The following is a 21,906-nucleotide window of genomic DNA, read 5'->3' on the forward strand; positions in this document are numbered from 1 at the left end:
GCGCCGCCGCCCGCGTGCCCCGCGATCCTGCTGCCGACCGTTCCCGGGCGCGGCCAGCGGGCCGCCTTGGCGAGGGCGTGCCGCACGGTAGCGTCGGGGCCATGGATGAGCCGATGTCCAGCGCGCCAGCCCACCCGGCGCAGCCCCACCCCACCACGGCCGACGCCCCCCACCCCACGGGGCCCGCCGCCGGGCCCGGCGCGCCCGGGCCCGTAAGCGTCGTACCCGGCCCCGCCGCCGCGCCGGCCGCCCCCACGGCGGTACCGGCGCCGGAGGGCGCCGCGCCACCCGCCGCCCCGTCCGGGCCGCACGAGACACCGCCCGTACAGCGCCGGGAGCAGCCGGAGCCGGAGCAGCCCCCGGTCGAGCGGCGGGAGGAGACGGGGGGACCCGGGGAGGAGACCGCCCCGCTCGGCCTCGTGCGCACGCCCACCGGCGACCCGACGGTCGACGCCGGCCTGGAGCGCCTCGGTGACCTCGACCACCTGCCCGTCGACGGTCACCTCGAGGTGTACGAGGATGTACACCGGGGCCTGCGCGACGTGCTCGACGCACTCGACCAGCGCCCCGGACCCGGCCGGCTCGTACCGGCACCGTCCCCGCATGATCACAGGAGCTGAACCGCACGTGGCAGTGAGCCGTCCACGCCGTAACCGACTCGACGCGGAGCTGGTCCGCCGTGAGCTGGCGCGCTCGCGCGAGCACGCGAGCCAGTTGATCGCCGCGGGCCGGGTGACCATCGGCGGGACGACCGCGACCAAGCCCGCCACCCAGGTCGAGACGAGCGCGGCCGTCGTCGTCACCCAGGACGACAGCGACCCGGACTACGTCTCGCGCGGCGGGCACAAGCTGGCCGGGGCCCTCCTCGCGTTCAGCGACGAGTACCGCGCCCGCACGGCCCCCGACCAGCCGCCCGCCCCCGACGGCGGCGCCGGGCGCGGCCTGCGGGTCGCCGGGCGCCGGGCGCTGGACGCCGGCGCCTCCACCGGCGGCTTCACGGACGTGCTACTGCGCGCCGGGGCGGCCCAGGTGGTGGCGGCGGACGTGGGGTACGGGCAGCTCGCCTGGTCGCTGCGGAGCGACGAGCGGGTGGTGGTGAAGGACCGTACGAACGTCCGCGAGCTGACGCTGGAACAGCTCGACGGCCAACCGGTCGACCTGGTGGTGGGCGACCTGTCGTTCATCCCGCTCGGCCTGGTGCTGCCGGCGCTGGTGCGCTGCTCGGCGCCGGACGCCGACCTCGTCCTGATGGTCAAGCCGCAGTTCGAGGTCGGCAAGGAACGACTGGGCAGCGGTGGCGTCGTACGCAGCCGGGAGCTGCGCGCCGAAACGGTGCGCACCGTCGCCGCCCGGGCGGCGGAACTCGGGCTCGGGGTGCTGGGCGTGACGGCCAGCCCGCTGCCGGGCCCGTCTGGCAATGTCGAATACTTTCTGTGGCTTCGCGCCGGTGCGCCTGACCTGGACCCGGCGGACGTTGACCGCGCAGTGGCGGAGGGGCCCCGTTGACCACTTCACAAGCAGCAGCACAGGAGCCGCCCACGGGCGCGGCGGCGCGACCGGCCGCGCTCGGGGCGGACTCGTCCGCGCCGGTGCCCGCGCCGGCCGAGCTCCAGGCCGGGACGGACGGAGTGGCGGGGGAGCGCACCGTCTTCCTGCTCGCCCACACCGGCCGGCCCGCGGCCGTCCGCAGCGCCGAACTCGTCGTCCAGGGCCTGCTGCGCAGCGGCATCGGCGTACGGGTGCTGGCGGCCGAGGCCGCGGACCTGCCGCTGCCCTCGCAGGTGGAGCGGGTCGACGCGACGCCGCGGGTGCTCGACGGCTGCGAACTCCTCATCGTGCTCGGCGGCGACGGCACCCTGCTGCGCGGCGCGGAGTTCGCCCGCACCTCGGGCGTGCCCATGCTCGGGGTCAACCTGGGCCGGGTGGGCTTCCTCGCCGAGGCCGAGCGGGACGACCTGGACCAGGTCGTGGAGCGGGTGGTCTCGCGCGCGTACGAGGTCGAGGAGCGGATGACGCTCGACGTGCTGGTCCGCAACGACGGCCACGTCGTGCACACCGACTGGGCCTTGAACGAGGCGTCGGTCGAGAAGGCCGCCAGGGAGCGCCTGCTTGAGGTCGTCACGGAGGTGGACGGCCGCCCCGTCACGGGCTTCGGCGGCGACGGCGTCGTGTGCGCCACCCCCACCGGCTCGACGGCGTACGCGTTCTCGGCGGGCGGGCCCGTGGTGTGGCCGGAGGTGGAGGCGCTGCTGATGGTGCCCATCAGCGCGCACGCCCTGTTCGCCAAGCCGCTGGTCACCGCGCCCGATTCGGTGCTGGCGGTGGAGGTGCAGCCGCAGACCCCGCACGGGGTGCTGTGGTGCGACGGGCGGCGGACCGTGGAGCTGCCCGCGGGGGCGCGCGTCGAGGTGCGGCGCGGCGCGGTGCCGGTGCGCCTGGCCCGGCTGCACCACGCCTCGTTCACCGACCGCCTGGTCGCGAAGTTCGCCCTGCCGGTGGCCGGCTGGCGCGGCGCTCCGCACTGATGCCGCACCGGCCCCGCCCGCCCCGGGCAGCCGCCGCGAGCGCCCGGCCCGAGCCGGCGCCCACCGGCCGCTTCGCCGATCGGCGCGTTCGGCCACTACGCTCGGCTCAAGCCGGAGGCGGGCGGGAGGAGGCGCGAAGCGCTCGCTACCCTCCTCGGTGGACAGAACGACGCGAGCGGGAGTGTGGAACAGGCTCCCCAAGATTTCCCCAGAGGGGCAAGTGAGCACTCGCCGAGAGGAAAAGTCGCAGGTCATAGCGGGTGCGCGCCCGCATCTCGAAGAGATGCGGATTCAGTCGCTCGGGGTGATCGACGATGCCGTCGTGGCACTGTCGCCCGGATTCACCGCGGTGACCGGCGAGACCGGGGCCGGCAAGACCATGGTGGTCACCAGCCTCGGTCTGCTGCTCGGCGGCCGGGCCGACGCCGCCCTGGTGCGGATCGGCCACAAGGCGGCGGTCGTGGAGGGTCGGATCGTCATCGCCGACCGGGGCACGGTCGCCGACCGGGTGCGGGAGGCCGGCGCCGACGTCGACGAGGGCACCCTGCTGATCAGCCGCACCGTCTCCGCCGAGGGCCGCTCGCGCGCCCACGTCGGCGGCCGGTCGGTCCCGGTCGGGCTGCTCGGCGAACTCGCCGACGAACTGGTGGCCGTGCACGGCCAGACCGACCAGCAGGGCCTGCTCAAGCCGGCCCGGCAGCGGCAGGCGCTCGACCGGTACGCCGGCGACGCCGTCGCCGCGCCGCTGGAGGCGTACGCCGGCGCCTACCGCCGGCTGCGCGCCGTCACCGCCGAGCTGACCGAGCTGACCACCCGCGCCCGGGAGCGGGCGCAGGAGGCCGACATGCTGCGGTTCGGCCTGGAGGAGATCGCCGCCGCCGAGCCGCGCCCGGGCGAGGACGCCGAGTTGGCCGCCGAGTCCCAGCGGCTCGGCCACGCCGAGGCCCTGGCCTCCGCCGCGAGCCTGGCGCACGCCGCGCTGGCCGGCGACCCGGAGGACCCGGAGGGCGTCGACGCGGCCACCCTGATCGCCGGCGCCCACCGCGCCGTCGAGGCCGTACGGGCCCACGACCCGGCGCTGGCCACCCTCGCCGACCGGCTGGGCGAGATCGGCATCCTGGCCGCCGACGTGGCGGGCGAACTCGCCGGATACGCGGACAACCTGGACGCCGATCCGCGACGCCTGGCGGCCGTGGAGGAACGCCGGGCCGCGCTGGCCCAGCTCACCCGGAAGTACGGCGCGGACATCGCGTCCGTACTGAGCTGGGCCGAGACGAGCGCGGCCCGGCTCGGCGAACTCGAGGGCGACGACGACCGGATCGGCGAACTGACCGCCGAACGCGACGCGCTGCGCGCCGAACTCGGCGCCCGGGCCCAGGAGTTGACCGAGGCCAGGAACGCGGCGGCCAAGCGGTTCGCCGACGCGGTCACCGGGGAGCTGGGCGAGCTGGCCATGCCGCACGCCCGGGTGACCTTCGCGATCCGGCAGACCGAGGTCGCCGACCCGCAGGAGGGCATCGAGGTGGACGGCCGGGCCGTCGCCTACGGGCCGCACGGCGCCGACGAGGTCGAGCTGCTGCTGGCCCCGCACCCCGGCGCGCCGCCCAGGCCCATCGCCAAGGGCGCTTCCGGCGGTGAACTTTCGCGCGTGATGCTCGCGGTCGAGGTGGTGTTCGCCGGCTCCGACCCCGTGCCCACCTACCTCTTCGACGAGGTGGACGCGGGCGTCGGCGGCAAGGCGGCGGTGGAGGTGGGCCGACGGCTCGCCAAGCTCGCCGAGTCGGCACAGGTCGTGGTGGTGACCCACCTGCCGCAGGTGGCCGCCTTCGCGGACCGGCACCTGGTGGTCGAGAAGACCCACGACGGGTCCGTGACGCGCAGCGGCGTCCAGGTGATGGAGGGCGAGGACCGGGTGCGCGAGCTGTCCCGGATGCTCGCCGGCCAGGAGGACTCGCAACTGGCCCGGGCGCACGCGGAGGAACTCCTGGAGACCGCCCGCGCGGCGGCCCACACCACGCGCCGCCCGCGCGACTAGAACCCGCGGGCCCGCAGCCCGCCGCCCGCGCCCGCGGCCCGCGCCGGTTCGTACGGAGCGGCCGACTCACCCGGCCCAGCGCCGGGACGGGCACGGGCGGCGGCGTCGGTCGCGTCGAGGCGCCGGCGCTCGGGGGCGGACCGACGGGACAGCCGAGGGGCGCCGCCCTCCGACCCGTGGGACGCCGACGCGGACGTGCCGACTCGCTCGTGTGAGTGAATCCGCCGGCAACCGGGCGGCGGGCGTGAGCAAAAAGGCGGAAACAGTGGTGCCGCGGCGCCGGCCGCGGCTGGCATCCTGGGCGCGGCACATGTCACCCGCGCATGCCACCCGCCGCACCCCGCCCCACCCGTTCCGCCCCGCCTCTCCCCACGCTCTTGTCCGCCCCGCCCCGTGACGCCGTCACGCTACGCGCATCACTCGGCCCAAATCACCCCCAATCGCCCCCACCGTCACCCCCGGCACCCCGCACCCCGGCCCCGCGCCGTATGGCCGCCGCCCCCAGCGACTCCCGCCCGACCCGCTCGTCCTGTCCCGCCTGCCCGTCCGCCCATCCCAGCCGCCCAGCCGTCCGCCCCCCACGCCGTCCCCGCCGTGCCGTCAACCGAGGAGCAGTGCCCGCGTGAGCCCTACCGTGAGCAGCCCCACGGCGTCAGCGCCGGGACCCGGTGTGACGCACGCGGTCCAGGTGCTCGGCAGCGGGGCGTCTGAGAGCGGCGCGCAGGTGCGTTCGCTCGCGGCCGGGCTCGTGGCGCGGGGCCTGCGGGTGACCGTGTGCGGGCCGGGCGGTTCCGAGGCGGCCTACGGGTTCCGGGCGACCGGGGCGCGGTTCGTCCCCGTGGAGCCGCGCGCCAGCGCCGCGACGCTGACCACGCTGCGGGCCGTGTGCGCGGACGCCGCGATCGTGCACGCGCACGGCACCGGCGCCGGCCTCCTGACCTCGCTCGCCCGTCGCGGCGGGACCGCGCCGCTGGTCGTCACCTGGCACGCCCGTTCCCCGGTCCACGGCGCCCGCGCCCACCTGCGCTACCTGGCCGAGCGGCGGGTGGCGCGCGGCGCCCGCGTCGTCCTGGGCACCTCGGCCGACCTGGTGGACCTGGCGCGCCAGCGCGGTGCCAGGGACGCCAGGCTGGCGCCGGTCGCGGTGCCGCCGCCCCCACCGGTGCCCCGGGAGGAGGACCCACGGCAGCACAAGGCGCGGGCCGAACTCGGCGCCGTCGACCGGCCGTTGCTGTTCGCCGCCGGCCGCCTGGAGGAGCGGCAGGGGTTCGACGTACTGCTCGACGCGGTCTGGTCCTGGCGCTCGGACGACCCGCCGCCCCTGCTGGCCATCGCGGGCGAGGGCCCGGAGCGCCTTCGGTTGCAGCGCCGGATCGACGCCGAGGGGCTGCCGGTGCGGCTGCTCGGCCGCCGCGACGACGTGCCCGAACTGCTGGCGGCGGCGGACGTGGTGGTGCTGCCGGGCCGTTGGGACGCGCGCCCGCACCTCGCCCACGAGGCGCTGCACGCCGGGGTGCCGCTGGTGGCGACGGCCGTCGGCGGCGTGCCCGACCTAGTGGGTGACGGCGCGGAACTCGTCCCGTACGGCGATCCCGAGGCGCTGGCCCGTACGGTGCTCGCGCTGCTCGCCGACCCCGCCCGGCGCGACCGTCTGGCCGCGGCCGGGCGCGCGCAGGCCGCGCAGTGGCCGACCGAGGACGACGCGGTCGCGCATGTGCTGGGCGTCTACGACGAGTTGACGGGTTGATGCGCCGACACCCACCCCGTCCCCTCCCACCTGGCCCGGACGGCCACCCCGGCACCCGCCCCGCCCGCGCCGCCGGGCGGGCTGCCGCCGCGCCGCCAGGGCCACGGTCTACGGCAGGTGGCGGCGGGCCTGGAGGGCCAGGCTGAGGGCGAGCACGGTGCGCGGTTCGTCCAGGTCGGTGCCGAGCAGCCGGGTGATCCGGGCCAGCCGGTCGTAGAGCGTCTGCCGGTTCACGTGCAGGGCGCGCGCCGTCTCGGCCTTGCGCCCCGCGTGGGCCAGGTACGCCATGAGCGTCGGCAGCAGCGGTGGCTTGGCCGTCTGGTCGTGTTCGAGGAGCGGGCCGATCATGCGGTGCACGAAGGCCGCGAGGTCACCGTGTTCGCGCAGGCGCCACAGCAGCAGGTCCACCTCAAGGCCGCGCACGTCGTGCCACGGCCGGTCCGGCAGCCCGCGCGCCGCGCTCGCCGCCGACGCCGCGTGCCGCAACTCGGCCCCGACCGCCTCCCAGCCGCCCACCAGGCCCACCACGACCACCGGCGGCCCCGAGCGCGCACCGCGTTGCCCGAGCGCCGGCGCCCGCTCGGGCCAGGCCCGCTCGACGCCGGCCCGCAGCGCGCCCGCCACCCGCTCCGCGACCGGCACCCGCTCGTCGGCCCCGCGCAGCCCGACCAGCAGCGGCACCCGCGCCTCCGGCAGGCGCACGCCCAGCAGCGCCGGCACGCCGACCGAGGCCAACTCCTCCCGCAGCGCCGCGGCGAGCGCCGCCCAGTGGTCGCCGCCGCCCAGCGGGGCCGTGGCGGTCGGCAGCGCCATCACCACCGGCAGCAGCGGCCCGTCACTCGGCCGGAAGCCCAACACCCGGGCCTGCGCGGGCGCGTCGGCCGCCGCGATCCGCTCCTCGGCCAGGTCGGTGAGGAAGTCGCCCCGGCCCCGCGCGGCCAACTCCTCCTCCTGCCGGGCCTGGAGCAGCACCAGGGCCAGCAGCGTGGCCGTGCGCTCGGCCGCGATCCGGTGCACCGGCGCGAGCGGCCCCGCCGCGGGCAGCACCACGAGCCGGGCCCGCACCGCGCCCGGCCCGGGGCCTCCGCCGGGCACCTCGACCAGCACGCTGCCGGCGGGCGGCTGCGGCGTCTCCAGGGTGTGGGCCGCGTCCTGGGTGGTTCCGGGGCGCCGGGCGCGCAGCCCGTCCCAGATCTGCAGCGGGTCGGCGAGCCCGGCCCGGCCGGTGGGCCCCGCCGCGTACAGCAGTCGCCCGTCCGCGGTCTCCAGGAAGACCGGGTTGTCGGCGAAGCGCGCGAACAGCCGCAGGATCTCCGGCACCCCGCCGCCGCGCAGCCGCACCTCGGTGCACTGCCGGTGCACCTCGTCGGCCTGGCGCAGCAGCGCGTAGTGCGCGTTGACCAGTTCGGTGTGGATCTCCTCGGTGACCGCCACGAACGGCACCTCGTGGCGCAGTTGGACCAGCGGCAGCCCCAGCGAGCGGGCGGTGTCCACGACGGCGGCGGGCAGCGCGGTGAACCGCGAGCCCAGCTCCACCACGAGGGCCGCGATGCCGCGCTCGGCCAACGTGCGGACGTACGCGCGCTGTTCGGCCGCCCGGCTGCCCAGTCCGATGCCGGTGGTCAGCAGCAGCTCGCCGCCCTTGAGTAGCGAGGCGATGCGCGGCGTCTCGCCCGCGTGCACCCAGCGCACCGGGCGCTGGAGTTCGCCCGGTGCGGTCAGGATCTCCGGCAGGCCACGGCGCAGCGCGGGCAGCTCAAGCGCCCGCGCCACGGTGATGGTGCCGGGCTCCGACACCGCGCCGGGAGTCAGCCGCCGTAGGCGCCGGAGGCGGTGAGCCGTAGCGCCGTGTCGATGAGGGGCACGTGGCTGAACGCCTGCGGGAAGTTGCCCACCTGGCGCTGGAGCCTCGGGTCCCACTCCTCGGCGAGCAGCCCGAGGTCGTTGCGCAGGGCGAGCAGGCGCTCGAAGAGCCTGCGGGCCTCGTCCACCCGGCCGATCATCGCCAGGTCGTCGGCCATCCAGAACGAGCAGGCCAGGAAGGCGCCCTCGTCGCCGGGCAGGCCGTCCAGGTTCTCGTCGCCGCTGCTGGTCGGGTAGCGCATGATGAACCCGTCCGGCGTGGACAGTTCGCGCTGGATGGCCTCGATGGTGCCGATGACCCGCTTGTCGTCCGGGGGCAGGAAGCCCATCTGCGGGATGAGCAGTAGCGAGGCGTCCAGCTCCTGGGAGCCGTAGGACTGCGTGAAGGTGTTGCGTTCCTTGTCGTAACCCTTCTCGCACACGTCGCGGTGGATGGCGTCGCGCATCTCGCGCCAGCGCTCCAGCGGGCCGTCCGCGTCGCCGGCCTCGATGAGCTTGATGGTGCGGTCCACCGCGACCCAGGCCATCACCTTGGAGTGCACGAAGTGTCGGCGCGGCCCGCGCACCTCCCAGATGCCCTCGTCGGGCTCGTACCAGTGCTTCTCCAGGTAGCTGATCAGCTTGAGCTGCAGGACGCTGGCGTAGTCGTTGCGGGCCAGGCCGGTCATGTGCGCCAGGTGCAGCGCCTCGGTGACCTCGCCGTACACGTCGAGCTGGAGCTGACCGGCCGCCCCGTTGCCCACCCGTACCGGCTGCGAGCCCTCGTAACCGGGCAGCCACCCCAACTCGGTCTCGCCCAGCTCCCGTTCGCCCGCGATGCCGTACATGATCTGGAGGTTCTCCGGGTCACCGGCCACCGCCCGTAGCAGCCACTCGCGCCAGGCGCGGGCCTCGTCGCGGTAGCCGGTGCGCAGCAGCGAGGACAGGGTGATGGCCGCGTCCCGCAGCCAGGTGAAGCGGTAGTCCCAGTTGCGCACGCCGCCGACCTCCTCGGGCAGCGAGGTGGTGGGCGCGGCAACGATGCCACCGGTGGGCGCGTACGTCAGGGCCTTGAGCGTGATCAGGGAGCGGACCACGGCGTCCCGGTAGGGGCCGTGGTACGTGCAGTGCTCGACCCAGTCGCGCCAGAAGTCCTCGGTCGCCTCAAGGGACGCCTCGGGCTCGGGCAGCGGGGGCTGGCCCTTGTGCGAGGGCTCCCAACTGATCGTGAAGGCGATGCGCTCACCGGGCGAGACGGTGAAGTCCGAGTAGGTGGTGAGGTTCTTGCCGTACGTCTCGGCGCTGGTGTCGTGCCACACCGAGTCGGGCCCGGCGACGGCCACCGTGCGGCCCTCCACCTTGTGCACCCAGGGCACCACGCGGCCGTAGGAGAAGCGCATACGCAGCTCGGAGCGCATGGGGACGCGTCCGCTGACGCCCTCCACGATGCGGATGAGCTGCGGCGCCCCGTCGCGCGGCGGCATGAAGTCGATGATCCGCACGGTGCCGCGCGGGGTGTCCCACTCCGATTCCAGGACCAGCGAGTCACCGCGGTAGCGGCGCCGGTCGGCGTGCGGCGCGGCGGTGTCGGCCGGGTGGGCCGGACCGAGCCGCCAGAAGCCGTGTTCCTCGGTGCCCAACAGCCCCGCGAAGATGGCGTGGGAGTCGAAACGGGGCAGACACAGCCAGTCGGCGCTGCCATCCCTGTTGATCAAGGCGGCGGTCTGCATATCGCCAATGAGTGCGTAATCTTCGATGCGCCCGGCCACGTGCATCCCCATTCGAACGGCCACCTCGCCCCGCGGGGCGTCTTGCGGTCTTACGGCTTTGGATCTTGGACGAGCTGGTACTCCGGAGGCAAACGGGGTTTGGTGCCACACCGGTCGGCTCGCAGCGTGCGTCCGTGCAGGATACGTCCCACGGACTTGATCCGTGGGCAGAGTCCCACATGGTGGCCGCGGCCTGGTGCGCCGATCGGGTGGTGCGGTAGGGGCGGCTGCGGACGATGTGTGCCCACCGTGTGCGCCCCGTGTCGAGGCCCGACGCTCCGGCGCAGGTCAGCGACTTCTCGGGCAGTCTGTTCCAGAAGCCGGGGCACTCCCTTCGGGAGCGGCGACCCCGGCGCGCTGATAGCCTGGTATCCCGTGGAAACCGGTGGGCACCCCAGCGACATTTCGGGTGACCCCGGACCGCAGCGACGGCAACGCCCGACTTCGGGACGGTGTCGGACGCACCTCACTTCGCGATCCCACGGGAGCCCCCTCTTGGCACTGCCACCCACATCCATGACGACCAAGCACATCTTCGTCACCGGGGGTGTCGCCTCCTCCCTCGGCAAGGGGCTGACGGCCTCCAGTCTGGGTGCGCTGCTGAAGGCGCGGGGCCTGCGGGTCACCATGCAGAAGCTCGACCCGTACCTGAACGTCGACCCCGGCACGATGAACCCGTTCCAGCACGGTGAGGTCTTCGTCACCAACGACGGCGCCGAGACCGACCTGGACATCGGCCACTACGAGCGCTTCCTCGACGTGGACCTCGACGGCTCGGCCAACGTCACCACCGGCCAGGTCTACTCGCAGGTCATCGCCAAGGAGCGGCGCGGCGAGTACCTCGGCGACACCGTCCAGGTCATCCCGCACATCACCAACGAGATCAAGCACCGCATCCGGCGCATGGCTACCGACGACGTCGACGTGGTGATCACCGAGGTCGGCGGCACCGTCGGCGACATCGAGTCGCTGCCGTTCCTGGAGACCGTCCGCCAGGTGCGGCACGAGGTCGGCCGGGACAACGTCTTCGTGGTGCACATCTCGCTGCTGCCCTACATCGGCCCCTCCGGCGAGCTCAAGACCAAGCCGACCCAGCACTCCGTGGCGGCGCTGCGCAACATCGGCATCCAGCCGGACGCCATCGTGCTGCGCGCCGACCGGCACGTGCCCACCGCGATCAAGCGCAAGATCTCGCTGATGTGCGACGTGGACGAGGCGGCCGTGGTGGCGGCGATCGACGCCAAGTCGATCTACGACATCCCCAAGGTGCTGCACACCGAGGGCCTGGACGCCTACGTCGTGCGCAAGCTGGACCTGCCCTTCCGCGACGTCGACTGGACCACCTGGGACGACCTGCTCGACCGGGTGCACAACCCCGACCACGAGGTGACGGTCGCCCTCGTCGGCAAGTACATCGACCTGCCCGACGCCTACCTGTCGGTGACCGAGGCCATCCGCGCCGGCGGCTTCGCGAACAAGGCGCGGGTCAAGGTCAAGTGGGTCACCTCCGACGACTGCACCACCCAGGCCGGGGCCCACGAGCAACTCGGCGACGTGGACGCGGTCGTCATCCCCGGCGGCTTCGGCGAGCGCGGCGTCAACGGCAAGGTGGGCGCGATCCAGTACGCCCGCGAGGCGAAGATTCCGCTGCTCGGCCTGTGTCTGGGCCTGCAGTGCATCGTCGTGGAGGCCGCGCGGAACCTGGCGGGCATCGGCGGGGCCAACTCCACCGAGTTCGAGCCGGCCGCCACCGACCCGGTCATCTCCACCATGGCCGAGCAGCTCGACATCGTGGCGGGCGAGGGCGACATGGGCGGCACCATGCGGCTCGGCATGTACCCGGCCAAGCTCGCCGAGGGCTCCATCGTCCGCGAGGTCTACGCCGACCAGCCCTACGTCGAGGAGCGGCACCGGCACCGCTACGAGGTCAACAACGCCTACCGGGCCGAGCTGGAGAAGAAGGCCGGCGTCGTCTTCTCGGGCACCTCGCCCGACAACAAGCTGGTCGAGTACGTCGAGTACCCGCGCGAGATCCACCCGTACCTGGTCGGTACCCAGGCCCACCCGGAGCTGCGCTCCCGCCCGACCCGCCCGCACCCGCTCTTCGCCGGCCTGGTCAAGGCCGCCGTCGCGCGCCAGCGCGCCGCGGGCGAGCAGGCCGGGACCGAGGGGCGGACCAGCGCGTCGTAACGCCGCGTCGCACCGATACGGTTGCCGGGGTACGGGCCGCTCAGCGGCGCGTACCCCGGTGTCGTACCCGGGCCGCCGGCCCGCCCCGGCGGGCTCGCGCCGCGCGGCACCGGCGCAGCTCCACACCGCACAGCCAGCTCAGGAAGGCGCACAGATGGGCATCAAGGACACCGCTGAGGAATGGCGGGTCGTGGCGAGCAGCACGCCGTTCACCGGCAACAAGACCAGCGTCCGCACGGACGAGGTCGTCATGCCCGACGGGTCCACCGCGACCCGCGACTACCAGGTGCACCCCGGCTCCGTCGCCATCCTCGCCCTCGACGACGAGGACCGCGTGCTGGTCCTGCGCCAGTACCGGCACCCGGTCCGCCACAAGCTCTGGGAGATCCCGGCCGGCCTGCTCGACGTGCCGGGCGAGAACCCGCTGCACGCCGCCCAGCGCGAGCTGTACGAGGAGGTGCACGTCAAGGCCGAGGACTGGCGCGTGCTCACCGACGTGTACACCACGCCCGGCGGCTGCGACGAGTCCGTGCGCATCTTCCTGGCGCGCCAGATCTCGGACGCCGAGGGCGAGCGCTTCGAGGTCTCCGCCGAGGAGGCCGACATGGAGTTCGCCCGCGTTCCGGCCGCCGAGCTGGCCCGTGGCGCCCTCGCTGGCGAACTGCACAACAACTCCCTGGTGGTGGGCGTGCTCGCGCTGCTGGCCGCCAAGGCCGGCGACGGCCTCGACGCGCTGCGCCCGGCCGACGCCCCCTGGCCGGCCCGCCCGTTCGACGCCTGACGGCGGTCCCGGGCCGCCCGGTGCGTGTCACCGGGCGGGCCGGTGGAGAGATCCCGACGGGGGAGACCGGCGTCCTCGGCGAGCACCGTCCGCGTGCCCCACGGCAGACCGCAGGTCCCACCGGTCCCGCCGGCCCCCGTGCTCCCCGCCCGCTGACCGGCCTTCGCCCGCTGGCCGGCGTGCCGGCGCTCAGCGGTCCAGGACGCGGGCGAGTTCGGCGAGCGCGGCGGTCAGGCGCGCCGGCGTGACGCCGCGCTCGCGCTGGTAGGCGAAGACGTCGGGCGCCAGCGGGGCCAGCAGGGCATCCGCCAGCGCGTCCGGGTCGGCCACCTCGGCCGCGCGCAGCAGGGCGATGACGTGAGCGCGCCAGAAGCCGTAGGCGCCGGTGACGTACCGCCTGGCGCCGGTCTCGGCACCGAGCGCCAGGTGGACGTGGCGGTCGAGGAGTTCGACCATGGCCGCGTAGAAGGCGGCCAGCCGTTCGCGCGGCGGCGCCCCCGGGCCCAGCGGCGGCGGGCCCTGGAGCAACTCGTGTTGCAGGGCCTTCTCGTGCTCGTCCAGCAGCGCGGTGGCGATGGAGGCGACGTCCGGGTACCGCCGGTACAGCGTCCCCCGGCCGACGCCGGCGGCCCGTGCGATGTCCTCCATCGTGACGGTGCGCGGGTCCTTCGCGGCGAACAGCTCGGCCGCGGCGGCGAGCACTTTTTCCCGGTTGCGAGCGGCATCGGCGCGTTCCTTGGTCACGGGGTCAGCCTAGAACCCTCTCCGGAATAAGTGGACGGCGTGTCCAGTTGCTAGTCTTCGATCGTGCAACCGGACACCGTGTCCGCTTCGCCTGACTCCAGGGAGGCACCTCATGAGCTCCACCCTGCTGCACCTCGACGCGAGCGCGCGCCGCGCTTCCTTCAGCCGCGAACTGGGCGACGCCGTCGCCGACGCCTGGCGCGCGTCACACCCGGACGGCACCTACCTCCACCGCGACCTCGCGCGCGATCCCGTCCCGCACATCGACGAGGCGTGGACCGAACTGTGCGACCACCTCCTGGAGCACCGGATCACCGACCCGCACCGGTACCGGGAGGCGGTCCGCACCCCGGCCCAGGCCGCGACCTGGGCCGTCGTCGAGCCGCTGCTGGCCGAACTCCTCGCCGCGGACGTGGTGTTGATGACCGCGCCGATGTACAACTTCTCCATACCCTCCGCCCTCAAGGCGTGGATCGACCAGGTGACCTTCCCGAAGATGTCCCTGGCCCCCCGCCGCTTCGTCGTCGCCCACGCCCGCGGCGGCGCGTACGGGCCCGGCACGCCGCGCCACCCGTACGACCACCAGGAGCGGTACCTGCGCGACTTCGTCCAGGGGCACTACGCCGTCGACGACATCACCTTCGTCGGCACCGAACTGGTCAACTCCCGCCTCGACCCCGCCCTGGCGGCCCGCCGCGCCCAGCACGACGACTCCCGGGCAGCCGCGCTCGCCGCCGCCCGGAAGCTGGGGAGCACGCTGTGAGCTGGCTGTTGCTGCTGGCCGCCGGCGCCGTGGAGGTGGCCTGGTCGCAGAGCATCAAGCCCACGGCGGGCTTCACCCGACCGCTGCCCACCCTGGTCTGCTTCCTCCTCGCCGCCGGCGCCGTCTACCTGCTGTCGTTGGCGATGCGGGACCTGCCGGTGGGCACGGCGTACGCGGTGTTCACCGGGATCGGCGCCATCGGTGCCATCGCCCTCGGCATCGCGCTGCACGGGGACCCGGTGAGCGCCGGCCGGGTGGCCGCGCTGGCGCTCATCATCGCCGGCGTCGCCCTCGCGCGCGTCACCTCGCCCGAGTAGGGAGACCGGGCGGACGAGGCGCGGGGAGGCGAGGGGAGGCGGCCGGTGTGGTCGTACCAGCCGCCTCCCCGGCGTTGATTGCCGGAGATCCTGAATGTTTAATGTCGAGTATGCAGATGAGCGAGGGCGTCGAGTGGGCCCTGCACAGTTGCCTCAACCTCGCCTGGGCGGAGCACCAGGCCGTGACGGCGCGGAAGTTGGCGGCGTTCTACGACCTGCCGCCGGCGTACCTGAACCGGCAACTCCAGGCGTTGGCCCGCGCCGGCATCGTCGCGTCGACCTCCGGGCCGCGCGGCGGCTTCCGACTGGCGCGGGCGCCGGAGGAGATCACGCTGCTGGACGTCGTGGTGGCGATCGAGGGCGGCCGAGACGCCTTCCGGTGCCAGCAGATCATGCGCGACGGGCCCGGCGGACGGTCGGACGTCGACTACCGCAGGCACTGCCTGGTCTCCCAGGCGATGAGCCGGGCGGAGTTGGCGTGGCGGCGGGAGCTCGCCGCCCAGACGCTCGCCGACATCAGGGACTCGGTCGAGGAGAAACACCCTGACGCGCCACGGATGGCGCGCAACCGCCTGGCCCAACCCGTGCGCTGAGCCGCAACAGGCCGTGCCCCGGCCCTCGCGGCGAAGAACCTGAATATTTTTTGTTCAGAAACGAAAGGACCACCGAGATGCAACCTCGCATGGAGAACGTGTACAAGGTCGCCGGCCCCGGCTACCAGGCCCTGGCCGCGATGGAGGAGTTCCTGCGCGACAGCCCCGCGCCCGACGACATCCTGGAACTGGTCCGCCTGCGGGTCAGTCAGATCAACGGCTGTTCGCTCTGCGTCGACATGCACGCACACCGGGCCAGCGACGCGGGCGAGACCAACGAACGGCTGTGGTCGGTCGCCGCGTGGCGGGACACGCCGTTCTTCACCGACCGGGAACGCGCCGCGCTGGCGCTCGCCGAGGCGGTCACGCGCATCGCGGACAACCCCGAGGGCGTGCCCGACGACGTCTGGGACACCGCCGCCGACCACTTCGCCCCGGACGCGCTCGCCGCCCTCGTGATGGCCATCGCGTCCATCAACGCCTGGAACCGCGTCAACGTCGCCGCGCGACTGGTGGCCGGTTCCATCCGTTGAGGGCCTGACACCCAGCGCTGACCCCGTTCGTGGGCGGGGCGTCCACCCCGGCGGGCGCCCCGCCCAGCGGCACCGACGCCGCGCCCGACGCGCCCCGCACGGCGCCGGCCTGACGGCCTGACAGAAGTGCGCGGTCGCCGCGCGAGGACCCGCGGCCCGGCGCCGATCCGATCAGGTGATGTTCGGGGTACGCGGCCCGCCGAGGCCGCCCGCCGCGCGGGTGTCGGTGAACTACGCTCGTCTCGCCCGGCCGCGCCCGCGGCCGGCGTATGCGCAGGACTGGGTCTCCCCGCGCACGGCGGGGAATAAGGAGCGTGGCCCGTGGCGGAGCAGGCGGTGGACACCCGGGGGGACGTCCCGCCGGACGAGCTCGCGACACCGCAGTCAGAGGTGCCACCGGGGGACATACGAACCCCGCGGCCCGACCCCGACCCCACCGCCGCGCCACACGCGCCCGCGGCGGAGCCGGCGGCGACAGCGGAGCCGGAGCGCACGGCCGCGCGCGCCCCGGGCACCGAACCCGCCGAGCCCGCGAGCCCGCCGCCCGCCTCCCGGCCACCCGCCGCGACGGCACCCGCGCCGGCGTCCGCGAGCCGCGCCCCGGGACGGCTCGGACCGGCCGCGCTGCCCAGCGGGTTCACGGGACGCCGGCAGGAGCTGGCCTCGCTGCGCGCCGACATCGACCGGGCCGGCCTCGACACGCTGGCCGGCCGCAAGGCCCCGCGCGGCCGGGTGCTGCTCATCGCGGGCCGGCCGGGCTCCGGCCGTACGGCGCTCGCCGAGGCGTTCATCGCGCAGGTCGCCGACCGCTACCCGAGCGGGGTGCTGCGCGCCGGGCTGACCACGCCCGACGGCGAGCCGGTGCCCGTCGCCCGCGCCGCCCGCGACCTGCTCACCGCGCTCGGGGTCGGCGCGCCGCCGGGCGCCGACAAGGACGAGCTGACCGAGGCGCTGCGCGCCGCCCTCGCCGGGCGGCGCGCGCTGCTGCTCCTGGACGACGCGGACAGCGCCGAACAGGTCGACGCCCTGGTGCCCGACGCGCCCGACTGCCTGGTCCTGGTGGTCAGCCGTGGCCCGCTGACCGGGGTGCCCGACGTGCGGCCGTGCACCGTCGGCGGCCTGGACGGGCAGGCCGCCATCGCGCTGCTCACCCAGTACGCCGGGCCCACCCGGATCACCGTCGACCCGGTGGCGGCCAGCACCGTGGTCGAGGAGTGCGGCGCGCAGCCCGCCGTGCTCGCGCTGGTCGGCGGCTGGCTCGCGGCCCGCCCCATGGCCTCGGTCTCGGACGCCGCCGCGCGGCTGCGGGAACTGTCGGCCGAGGTCGGCTCCGAGCACTCGGGGCGCCCGCTGGCCCGCGCCCTGCGCCTGGTGCACGCGTCGCTGCCGGCGCGGACCGCCCGGCTGCTGCGGCTGCTCGCGCTGGCCCCCGGCGGCTGGGCCGACGCCCACACCGCGTCGGCGCTCGCCGGCTGCTCCGTACCCAGCGCCCAGGAGACGCTGGCCGACTTCCTGGCCCACGGGCTGCTGCGCCCGCTGCCCCCCGAGGGCGCGGCCCGCACCGGCGCGCGCGACGTGATGCCGCCCCGCTACCAGGTGCCCGGCTGCCTGATGCCCGGACTGACCGCGCTGCTGCACGAGCACGAACGGGCCGCCGAGGTCGAGTTGGCCCGGGCGCGCATGCTGGAGCGCTCCGTACGGCTGTTGCACTCGGCCCACCTGGCCGCGGCGCCGGACGGCGAGGCCAAGGAGCAGCAGAGCGCCGAACTCCCCGCGGCGCTGCGCTTCCCCGACCGGGCCGAGGCCGCCCGGTGGCTGCGCTCGCGCCAGCCCGCGCTGCTGGCCGCCGCCCGCCTCGCGGCCGGCGACGGCGGCCTGGACACGCTGGCCAGGCGGCTGCTGTCGGCGCTGACGCACGCGCTGGCCGCGCACCGCGGCGCCGGCGGCGCGGCGCCCGAGCTCTACGAACTGCACGGGTTGCTGCTCGACGTCGCCACGCGCAGGGACCTGCCGTTGGAGCGGGCGGCGGCGCTGTTGAACCTCGGCGACCTCGACGCGCGGGCCCAGCGCGCGGACGCGGCGCTCGCCCGCTACCGAGGCGCCCTCAAGGCCGCGCGGGTGGCCGACGACCCGTACTCCATCGGCCGCGCCCTGGAGTCCATCGGCGCCACCTACCACGAGCTGGGCGACTGGGACCGGGCCGCCGACTGGTACCGGCGCGCCCTCGAACTGCGCCTGACCCGGCGCGAGCTGGCCGACCAGGCGCGGCTCTACGGGCGCCTTGGCACGGTGCACGCGTGCGCCGGCCGCTGGAGCGAGGGGCTGCGCGGCTGGCGGGCCTCGGCCGCGGCGCGGCGCAGGCTCGGCGACCAGGCCGGCTACGCGCGGGCGCTGGCCGAGGTGGCGCGGGTGTGGGAGGTCGCGGGCCGGCCGCACGAGGCGTTGCGCACCTGTCAGGAGGCGCTGGAACACGCGCGGGAGGCGGGGGACGCGCGGGCGCTCGCGGCGGTGCGGCTGCGGCTCGCGGACGCCCTGCAGCGGCTCGGCGACCAGCCGGTCGCGGAGTTGCACCGGCGGGAGGCCGGCCGGCTCCTCGGGCCGCGAAATCCGCGCAGGGTACCGGCGACCGCTGAAGCCGTACCGGAGGCCGAAGCGGAGGGCGCTGGAGAGCCGGTCCATAGGGGCAAGCCGGACTCGACCTGCGAAACCAGTAGCACTCCCCGGCAAGATTGATGCAATGCAAGGCTAGACAGCGCGACATCCTTCATTAGACTGGGATTACCGCGACCGCCACGGTCGTTTCCGGCATGCACAAGCATTGCCGATATTGTCCGGAAAATCCCAGAACAAGGACCGTGATCGACGTGAAGGTCGGCATCCCCCGCGAGGTCAAGAACAACGAGTTCCGGGTGGCCATCACCCCCGCTGGCGTGCACGAGCTCGTGCGCCATGGCCACCAGGTCTTCATCGAGCAGGGCGCCGGCCTCGGCTCCTCGATCGCGGACGAGGAGTACACCGGCGCCGGTGCGACCATCCTCGGCACCGCGGACGAGGTGTGGGCCACGGCCGACCTGCTGCTCAAGGTCAAGGAGCCGATCGCGGAGGAGTACCACCGCCTCCGCAAGGACCAGACCCTCTTCACCTACCTCCACCTGGCCGCCTCCCGCGAGTGCACGGACGCCCTCCTGGAGTCCGGCACCACCGCCATCGCGTACGAGACCGTGGAGACCGCGGGCCGCCAGCTTCCGCTGCTCGCGCCGATGTCCGAGGTCGCCGGGCGGATCGCCCCGCAGGTCGGCGCCTACCACCTGATGCGCTCGGCCGGTGGCCGCGGCGTGCTGCCCGGTGGCGTCCCCGGCGTGCAGGCCGGCAAGGCCGTCGTCATCGGCGGCGGCGTCTCCGGCTGGAACGCCACGCAGATCGCGGTCGGCATGGGCTTCCACGTCACGCTCCTCGACAAGGACATCAACAAGCTGCGCGAGGCGGACAAGGTCTTCGGCACCAAGGTGCAGACCATCACCTCCAACGCGTACGAGCTGGAGCGCGCGGTCCTCGACGCCGACCTGGTGATCGGCGCCGTCCTGATCCCCGGCGCCAAGGCCCCGAAGCTCGTCACCAACGAGCTGGTGTCCCGGATGAAGCCCGGAAGTGTACTTGTCGACATTGCGATCGACCAGGGTGGCTGCTTCGAGGACTCGCACCCGACCACGCACGCCGAGCCGACCTTCCCGGTCCACAACTCGGTCTTCTACTGCGTCGCCAACATGCCCGGCGCGGTGCCCAACACCTCCACCCACGCCCTCACCAACGCCACGCTGCCCTACATCGTGGAGCTGGCGAACCGTGGCTGGCGCGAGGCGCTGCGGCGCGACCCCGCGCTCGCCAAGGGCCTCAACACCCATGACGGCCAGGTCGTTTACGGCCCCGTCGGCGAGGCGCACGGCCTGGCCACCGTCGAACTGGGCACCCTGCTCGGCTAGATCGACGCCGAAGAACGCAACACCGAATCCGTGGCCGGGTCTTGCCGTGTGGCGAGGCCCGGCCACGGGTGCGTGCGACGCGCCCGGGGAACCACGCGATCCGGCGCCGTGTCAACTCGCCTTGAACGTAACTTTTTAGCCGCTATGGGCGGCTGGGAATCCTCGACGCGGGGCGCCTCTCACCCTTGACATCCGGGTGTTCCCTTGCCGACACATCGGGCCGGGTCCGGTGGATTGTGTTGCTGCGAACCGCCGACACGCCATAGAGTCGCCAATCGTCGGCATGGTGTCACGCTGACCAATCGAGAAATTTCCTGGTCACCAAGGAGGTAGGACGACTTGTGGTTGAGTCGACATTTTCTCCCGGGGGTGGTCAACCAGGAATGGGTGCGCGGGGCCAGAGTCCCTCGGGGCAACGGGCTGTCGGCTCCGTCGCTGTCCACACCTTCGCTGCCCACCAGAGCATGACGAGAGCCCACCAGAGCATGGACGGCCAACACGTGAACGCCATGGCCGGCGAGCAGGGCGGGACCGACCCCGCGACCTTCGCCGACTACGACGCAATGCCCGAGGGGCGCTTCTACGACCCCGACGCCGAGTACGAGCCCGATCCCGAGTACGCGGCCACCCTCGCGCCCGACGCGGCCCGTCAGCGCCGCGAGCGCATCGGCCCCACCGGGCGCCCGCTGCCGTACTTCCCGATTCCGGGACCGCTCACCGAGCACGGCCCCGCGAAGATCATCGCGATGTGCAACCAGAAGGGCGGGGTGGGCAAGACCACCTCGACCATCAACCTGGGTGCCGCGCTCGCCGAGTACGGCCGCCGCGTGCTGCTGGTGGACTTCGACCCGCAGGGCGCCCTGTCGGTCGGCCTCGGCGTGAACCCGATGGAGCTCGACCTCACGGTCTACAACCTGCTCATGGAGCGGGGCATGTCGGCCGACGAGGTGCTGCTCAAGACGGCCGTGCCCAACATGGACCTGCTGCCGAGCAACATCGACCTGTCGGCGGCCGAGGTGCAGTTGGTCAGCGAGGTGGCCCGCGAGTCCACGCTCCAGCGCGCGCTCAAGCCCCTGCTGGCCGACTACGACTACATCGTCATCGACTGCCAGCCCTCGCTCGGCCTGTTGACGGTGAACGCGCTCACCGCCGCGCACAAGGTCATCGTGCCGCTGGAGTGCGAGTTCTTCGCGCTGCGCGGTGTGGCGCTGCTCACCGAGACCATCGAGAAGGTCCAGGAGCGGCTCAACCCCGACCTGGAGCTGGACGGCATCCTCGCCACGATGTACGACTCCCGCACGGTGCACAGCCGTGAGGTGCTCGCGCGCGTCGTCGAGGCGTTCGACGACCACGTCTACCACACGGTCATCGGCCGCACCGTGCGCTTCCCGGAGACGACGGTGGCCGGCGAGCCGATCACCACGTACGCGTCCAACTCCGTCGGTGCCGCCGCCTATCGCCAGCTCGCCAGGGAGGTGCTCGCCCGGTGTCCCGCCGAGTGAGTCTGCCCGGAGCCGACGAACTGTTCCGTACCACCGGAGGCACCGCCCTCCAGGCGTCCTCTCCGCGCCGCCAGGCGGGCGGCGAGGAGCGGGCGCTGCCCGCCGACGGCCGGGGCCGGGTGCCGGCCCCGGCGTCCGAGGGGGACGCCGAGGCGGCGCGGCGCGCGGCCGAGGCCGACGAGCGGGCCGGCGCCGGCCACGAGGGCCGGGACGGGCACGAGAGCGCACCGGAGCAGCCGGGCGAGCGCCGCGCGTCGGCCGTGCAGGAGCGGCCCAAGGGGCGCCAGACCCAGGAGGGCCCGACCCCGCCCGCGCAGACGCGCCGCCGCGGCCGGGCCGCCGGCCGCCGGCCCAGCGGCCGGGAGCGTCACGACGAGAAGATCACGGTCTACGTCTCCGCCGAGGAGCTCATGGACCTCGAACACGCGCGCCTGGTGCTGCGCGGTGAGCACGGCCTGGCCGTGGACCGCGGGCGCATCGTCCGCGAAGCGGTCGCCGTCGTCCTCGCTGACCTGGAGTCGCGCGGCGACGCGAGCATTCTCGTGCGCCGGCTGCGCGGTCGCTGACCGGCGCGGAGATCCCGCA

The 21,906-nt window shown here is 74.4% G+C and carries 18 protein-coding genes; 15 read left to right on the forward strand and 3 right to left on the reverse strand.

Annotation, left to right across the window (positions count from 1 at the left end; translation table 11 throughout):
- Nucleotides 1–101: 101 nt before the first annotated feature.
- From H7H31_RS35095 to H7H31_RS28415, 5 genes are all read left to right on the forward strand, one after another.
- Nucleotides 102–620, forward strand: a complete 519-nt coding sequence (locus H7H31_RS35095; protein WP_408647986.1) for a hypothetical protein — start codon at nucleotides 102–104, stop codon at nucleotides 618–620.
- Entirely contained in the window at nucleotides 604–1,506 is a 903-nt protein-coding gene (locus tag H7H31_RS28400) for a TlyA family RNA methyltransferase (protein ID WP_187060255.1), read from the forward strand. The genes H7H31_RS35095 and H7H31_RS28400 overlap by 17 nt, the downstream gene beginning before the upstream one ends.
- Before the next feature lie 122 nt (nucleotides 1,507–1,628).
- Complete coding sequence (locus H7H31_RS28405) at nucleotides 1,629–2,525, forward strand: NAD kinase (protein WP_187060256.1); 897 nt, start codon at nucleotides 1,629–1,631, stop codon at nucleotides 2,523–2,525.
- A gap of 283 nt (nucleotides 2,526–2,808) precedes the next feature.
- Nucleotides 2,809–4,560: a DNA repair protein RecN gene (gene recN / locus H7H31_RS28410; RefSeq protein ID WP_187060257.1), complete on the forward strand. Its 1,752-nt coding sequence runs from the start codon at nucleotides 2,809–2,811 to the stop codon at nucleotides 4,558–4,560.
- A 622-nt stretch (nucleotides 4,561–5,182) separates the two neighbouring features.
- Nucleotides 5,183–6,307 carry a glycosyltransferase family 4 protein gene (locus tag H7H31_RS28415; protein ID WP_232110126.1) on the forward strand — a complete coding sequence of 375 codons (1,125 nt, stop codon included), beginning with the start codon at nucleotides 5,183–5,185 and terminating at the stop codon, nucleotides 6,305–6,307.
- 108 nt (nucleotides 6,308–6,415) lie between these two features.
- Here H7H31_RS28415 and H7H31_RS28420 read toward each other — a convergent pair whose 3' ends face one another.
- Both H7H31_RS28420 and H7H31_RS28425 read right to left on the reverse strand, forming a co-directional pair.
- Entirely contained in the window at nucleotides 6,416–8,104 is a 1,689-nt protein-coding gene (locus H7H31_RS28420; protein ID WP_187061452.1) for a PucR family transcriptional regulator, read from the reverse strand.
- Nucleotides 8,105–8,115: 11 nt separating this feature from the next.
- A complete protein-coding gene (locus H7H31_RS28425; RefSeq protein ID WP_187061460.1) occupies nucleotides 8,116–9,918 on the reverse strand; it encodes a glycoside hydrolase family 15 protein in 1,803 nt (600 codons plus the stop codon).
- 501 nt (nucleotides 9,919–10,419) lie between these two features.
- Here H7H31_RS28425 and H7H31_RS28430 point away from each other — a divergent pair.
- Both H7H31_RS28430 and H7H31_RS28435 read left to right on the forward strand, forming a co-directional pair.
- A complete protein-coding gene (locus H7H31_RS28430; protein ID WP_302185615.1) occupies nucleotides 10,420–12,108 on the forward strand; it encodes a CTP synthase in 1,689 nt (562 codons plus the stop codon).
- A gap of 154 nt (nucleotides 12,109–12,262) precedes the next feature.
- Nucleotides 12,263–12,889 (forward strand): NUDIX domain-containing protein, encoded by a 627-nt coding sequence (locus tag H7H31_RS28435; protein WP_187061454.1) that lies wholly within the window; start codon nucleotides 12,263–12,265, stop codon nucleotides 12,887–12,889.
- Nucleotides 12,890–13,078: 189 nt separating this feature from the next.
- On the opposite strand, the gene H7H31_RS28440 is transcribed toward H7H31_RS28435, so the two are convergent.
- On the reverse strand, nucleotides 13,079–13,633 hold the full coding sequence (locus H7H31_RS28440) for a TetR/AcrR family transcriptional regulator (RefSeq protein ID WP_187061455.1): 555 nt from the start codon (nucleotides 13,631–13,633) through the stop codon (nucleotides 13,079–13,081).
- 112 nt (nucleotides 13,634–13,745) lie between these two features.
- Between H7H31_RS28440 and H7H31_RS28445 the strand changes: the two genes are divergently transcribed.
- The 8 genes from H7H31_RS28445 to H7H31_RS28480 all read left to right on the forward strand — a co-directional run bounded on the left by H7H31_RS28445 (nucleotide 13,746) and on the right by H7H31_RS28480 (nucleotide 21,887).
- Entirely contained in the window at nucleotides 13,746–14,396 is a 651-nt protein-coding gene (locus tag H7H31_RS28445; RefSeq protein ID WP_187061456.1) for an FMN-dependent NADH-azoreductase, read from the forward strand.
- Nucleotides 14,393–14,713 (forward strand): DMT family transporter, encoded by a 321-nt coding sequence (locus tag H7H31_RS28450; RefSeq protein ID WP_187061457.1) that lies wholly within the window; start codon nucleotides 14,393–14,395, stop codon nucleotides 14,711–14,713. The genes H7H31_RS28445 and H7H31_RS28450 overlap by 4 nt, the downstream gene beginning before the upstream one ends.
- Nucleotides 14,714–14,823: 110 nt before the next feature.
- Nucleotides 14,824–15,306, forward strand: a complete 483-nt coding sequence (locus H7H31_RS28455; protein ID WP_187061458.1) for an RrF2 family transcriptional regulator — start codon at nucleotides 14,824–14,826, stop codon at nucleotides 15,304–15,306.
- Nucleotides 15,307–15,383: 77 nt separating this feature from the next.
- Complete coding sequence (locus H7H31_RS28460) at nucleotides 15,384–15,839, forward strand: carboxymuconolactone decarboxylase family protein (protein ID WP_187061459.1); 456 nt, start codon at nucleotides 15,384–15,386, stop codon at nucleotides 15,837–15,839.
- A 624-nt stretch (nucleotides 15,840–16,463) separates the two neighbouring features.
- Entirely contained in the window at nucleotides 16,464–18,572 is a 2,109-nt protein-coding gene (locus tag H7H31_RS28465) for a tetratricopeptide repeat protein (RefSeq protein ID WP_187060424.1), read from the forward strand.
- Between the two features lie 131 nt (nucleotides 18,573–18,703).
- On the forward strand, nucleotides 18,704–19,819 hold the full coding sequence (gene ald / locus H7H31_RS28470; protein WP_187060425.1) for an alanine dehydrogenase: 1,116 nt from the start codon (nucleotides 18,704–18,706) through the stop codon (nucleotides 19,817–19,819).
- 383 nt (nucleotides 19,820–20,202) lie between these two features.
- Nucleotides 20,203–21,321 carry a ParA family protein gene (locus tag H7H31_RS28475; protein ID WP_176160924.1) on the forward strand — a complete coding sequence of 373 codons (1,119 nt, stop codon included), beginning with the start codon at nucleotides 20,203–20,205 and terminating at the stop codon, nucleotides 21,319–21,321.
- Nucleotides 21,306–21,887 (forward strand): hypothetical protein, encoded by a 582-nt coding sequence (locus tag H7H31_RS28480; RefSeq protein ID WP_187060423.1) that lies wholly within the window; start codon nucleotides 21,306–21,308, stop codon nucleotides 21,885–21,887. The genes H7H31_RS28475 and H7H31_RS28480 overlap by 16 nt, the downstream gene beginning before the upstream one ends.
- Nucleotides 21,888–21,906 lie beyond the last annotated feature (19 nt).

The sequence above is a fragment of the Streptomyces buecherae genome, assembly GCF_014295035.1.
Classification (GTDB): Bacteria; Actinomycetota; Actinomycetes; order Streptomycetales; family Streptomycetaceae; genus Streptomyces; species Streptomyces youssoufiensis.

Bases quoted from the DNA above. Each gene is read 5' to 3' on its own strand.
- H7H31_RS35095 (WP_408647986.1), top strand. From the start codon at position 102: ATGGATGAGCCGATGTCCAGCGCGCCAGCCCACCCGGCGCAGCCCCAC.
- H7H31_RS28460 (WP_187061459.1), top strand. From the start codon at position 15,384: ATGCAACCTCGCATGGAGAACGTGTACAAGGTCGCCGGCCCCGGCTAC.
- H7H31_RS28435 (WP_187061454.1), top strand. From the start codon at position 12,263: ATGGGCATCAAGGACACCGCTGAGGAATGGCGGGTCGTGGCGAGCAGC.
- H7H31_RS28455 (WP_187061458.1), top strand. From the start codon at position 14,824: ATGCAGATGAGCGAGGGCGTCGAGTGGGCCCTGCACAGTTGCCTCAAC.
- H7H31_RS28445 (WP_187061456.1), top strand. From the start codon at position 13,746: ATGAGCTCCACCCTGCTGCACCTCGACGCGAGCGCGCGCCGCGCTTCC.
- recN (WP_187060257.1), top strand. From the start codon at position 2,809: ATGCGGATTCAGTCGCTCGGGGTGATCGACGATGCCGTCGTGGCACTG.
- H7H31_RS28475 (WP_176160924.1), top strand. From the start codon at position 20,203: ATGGGTGCGCGGGGCCAGAGTCCCTCGGGGCAACGGGCTGTCGGCTCC.
- H7H31_RS28400 (WP_187060255.1), top strand. From the start codon at position 604: ATGATCACAGGAGCTGAACCGCACGTGGCAGTGAGCCGTCCACGCCGT.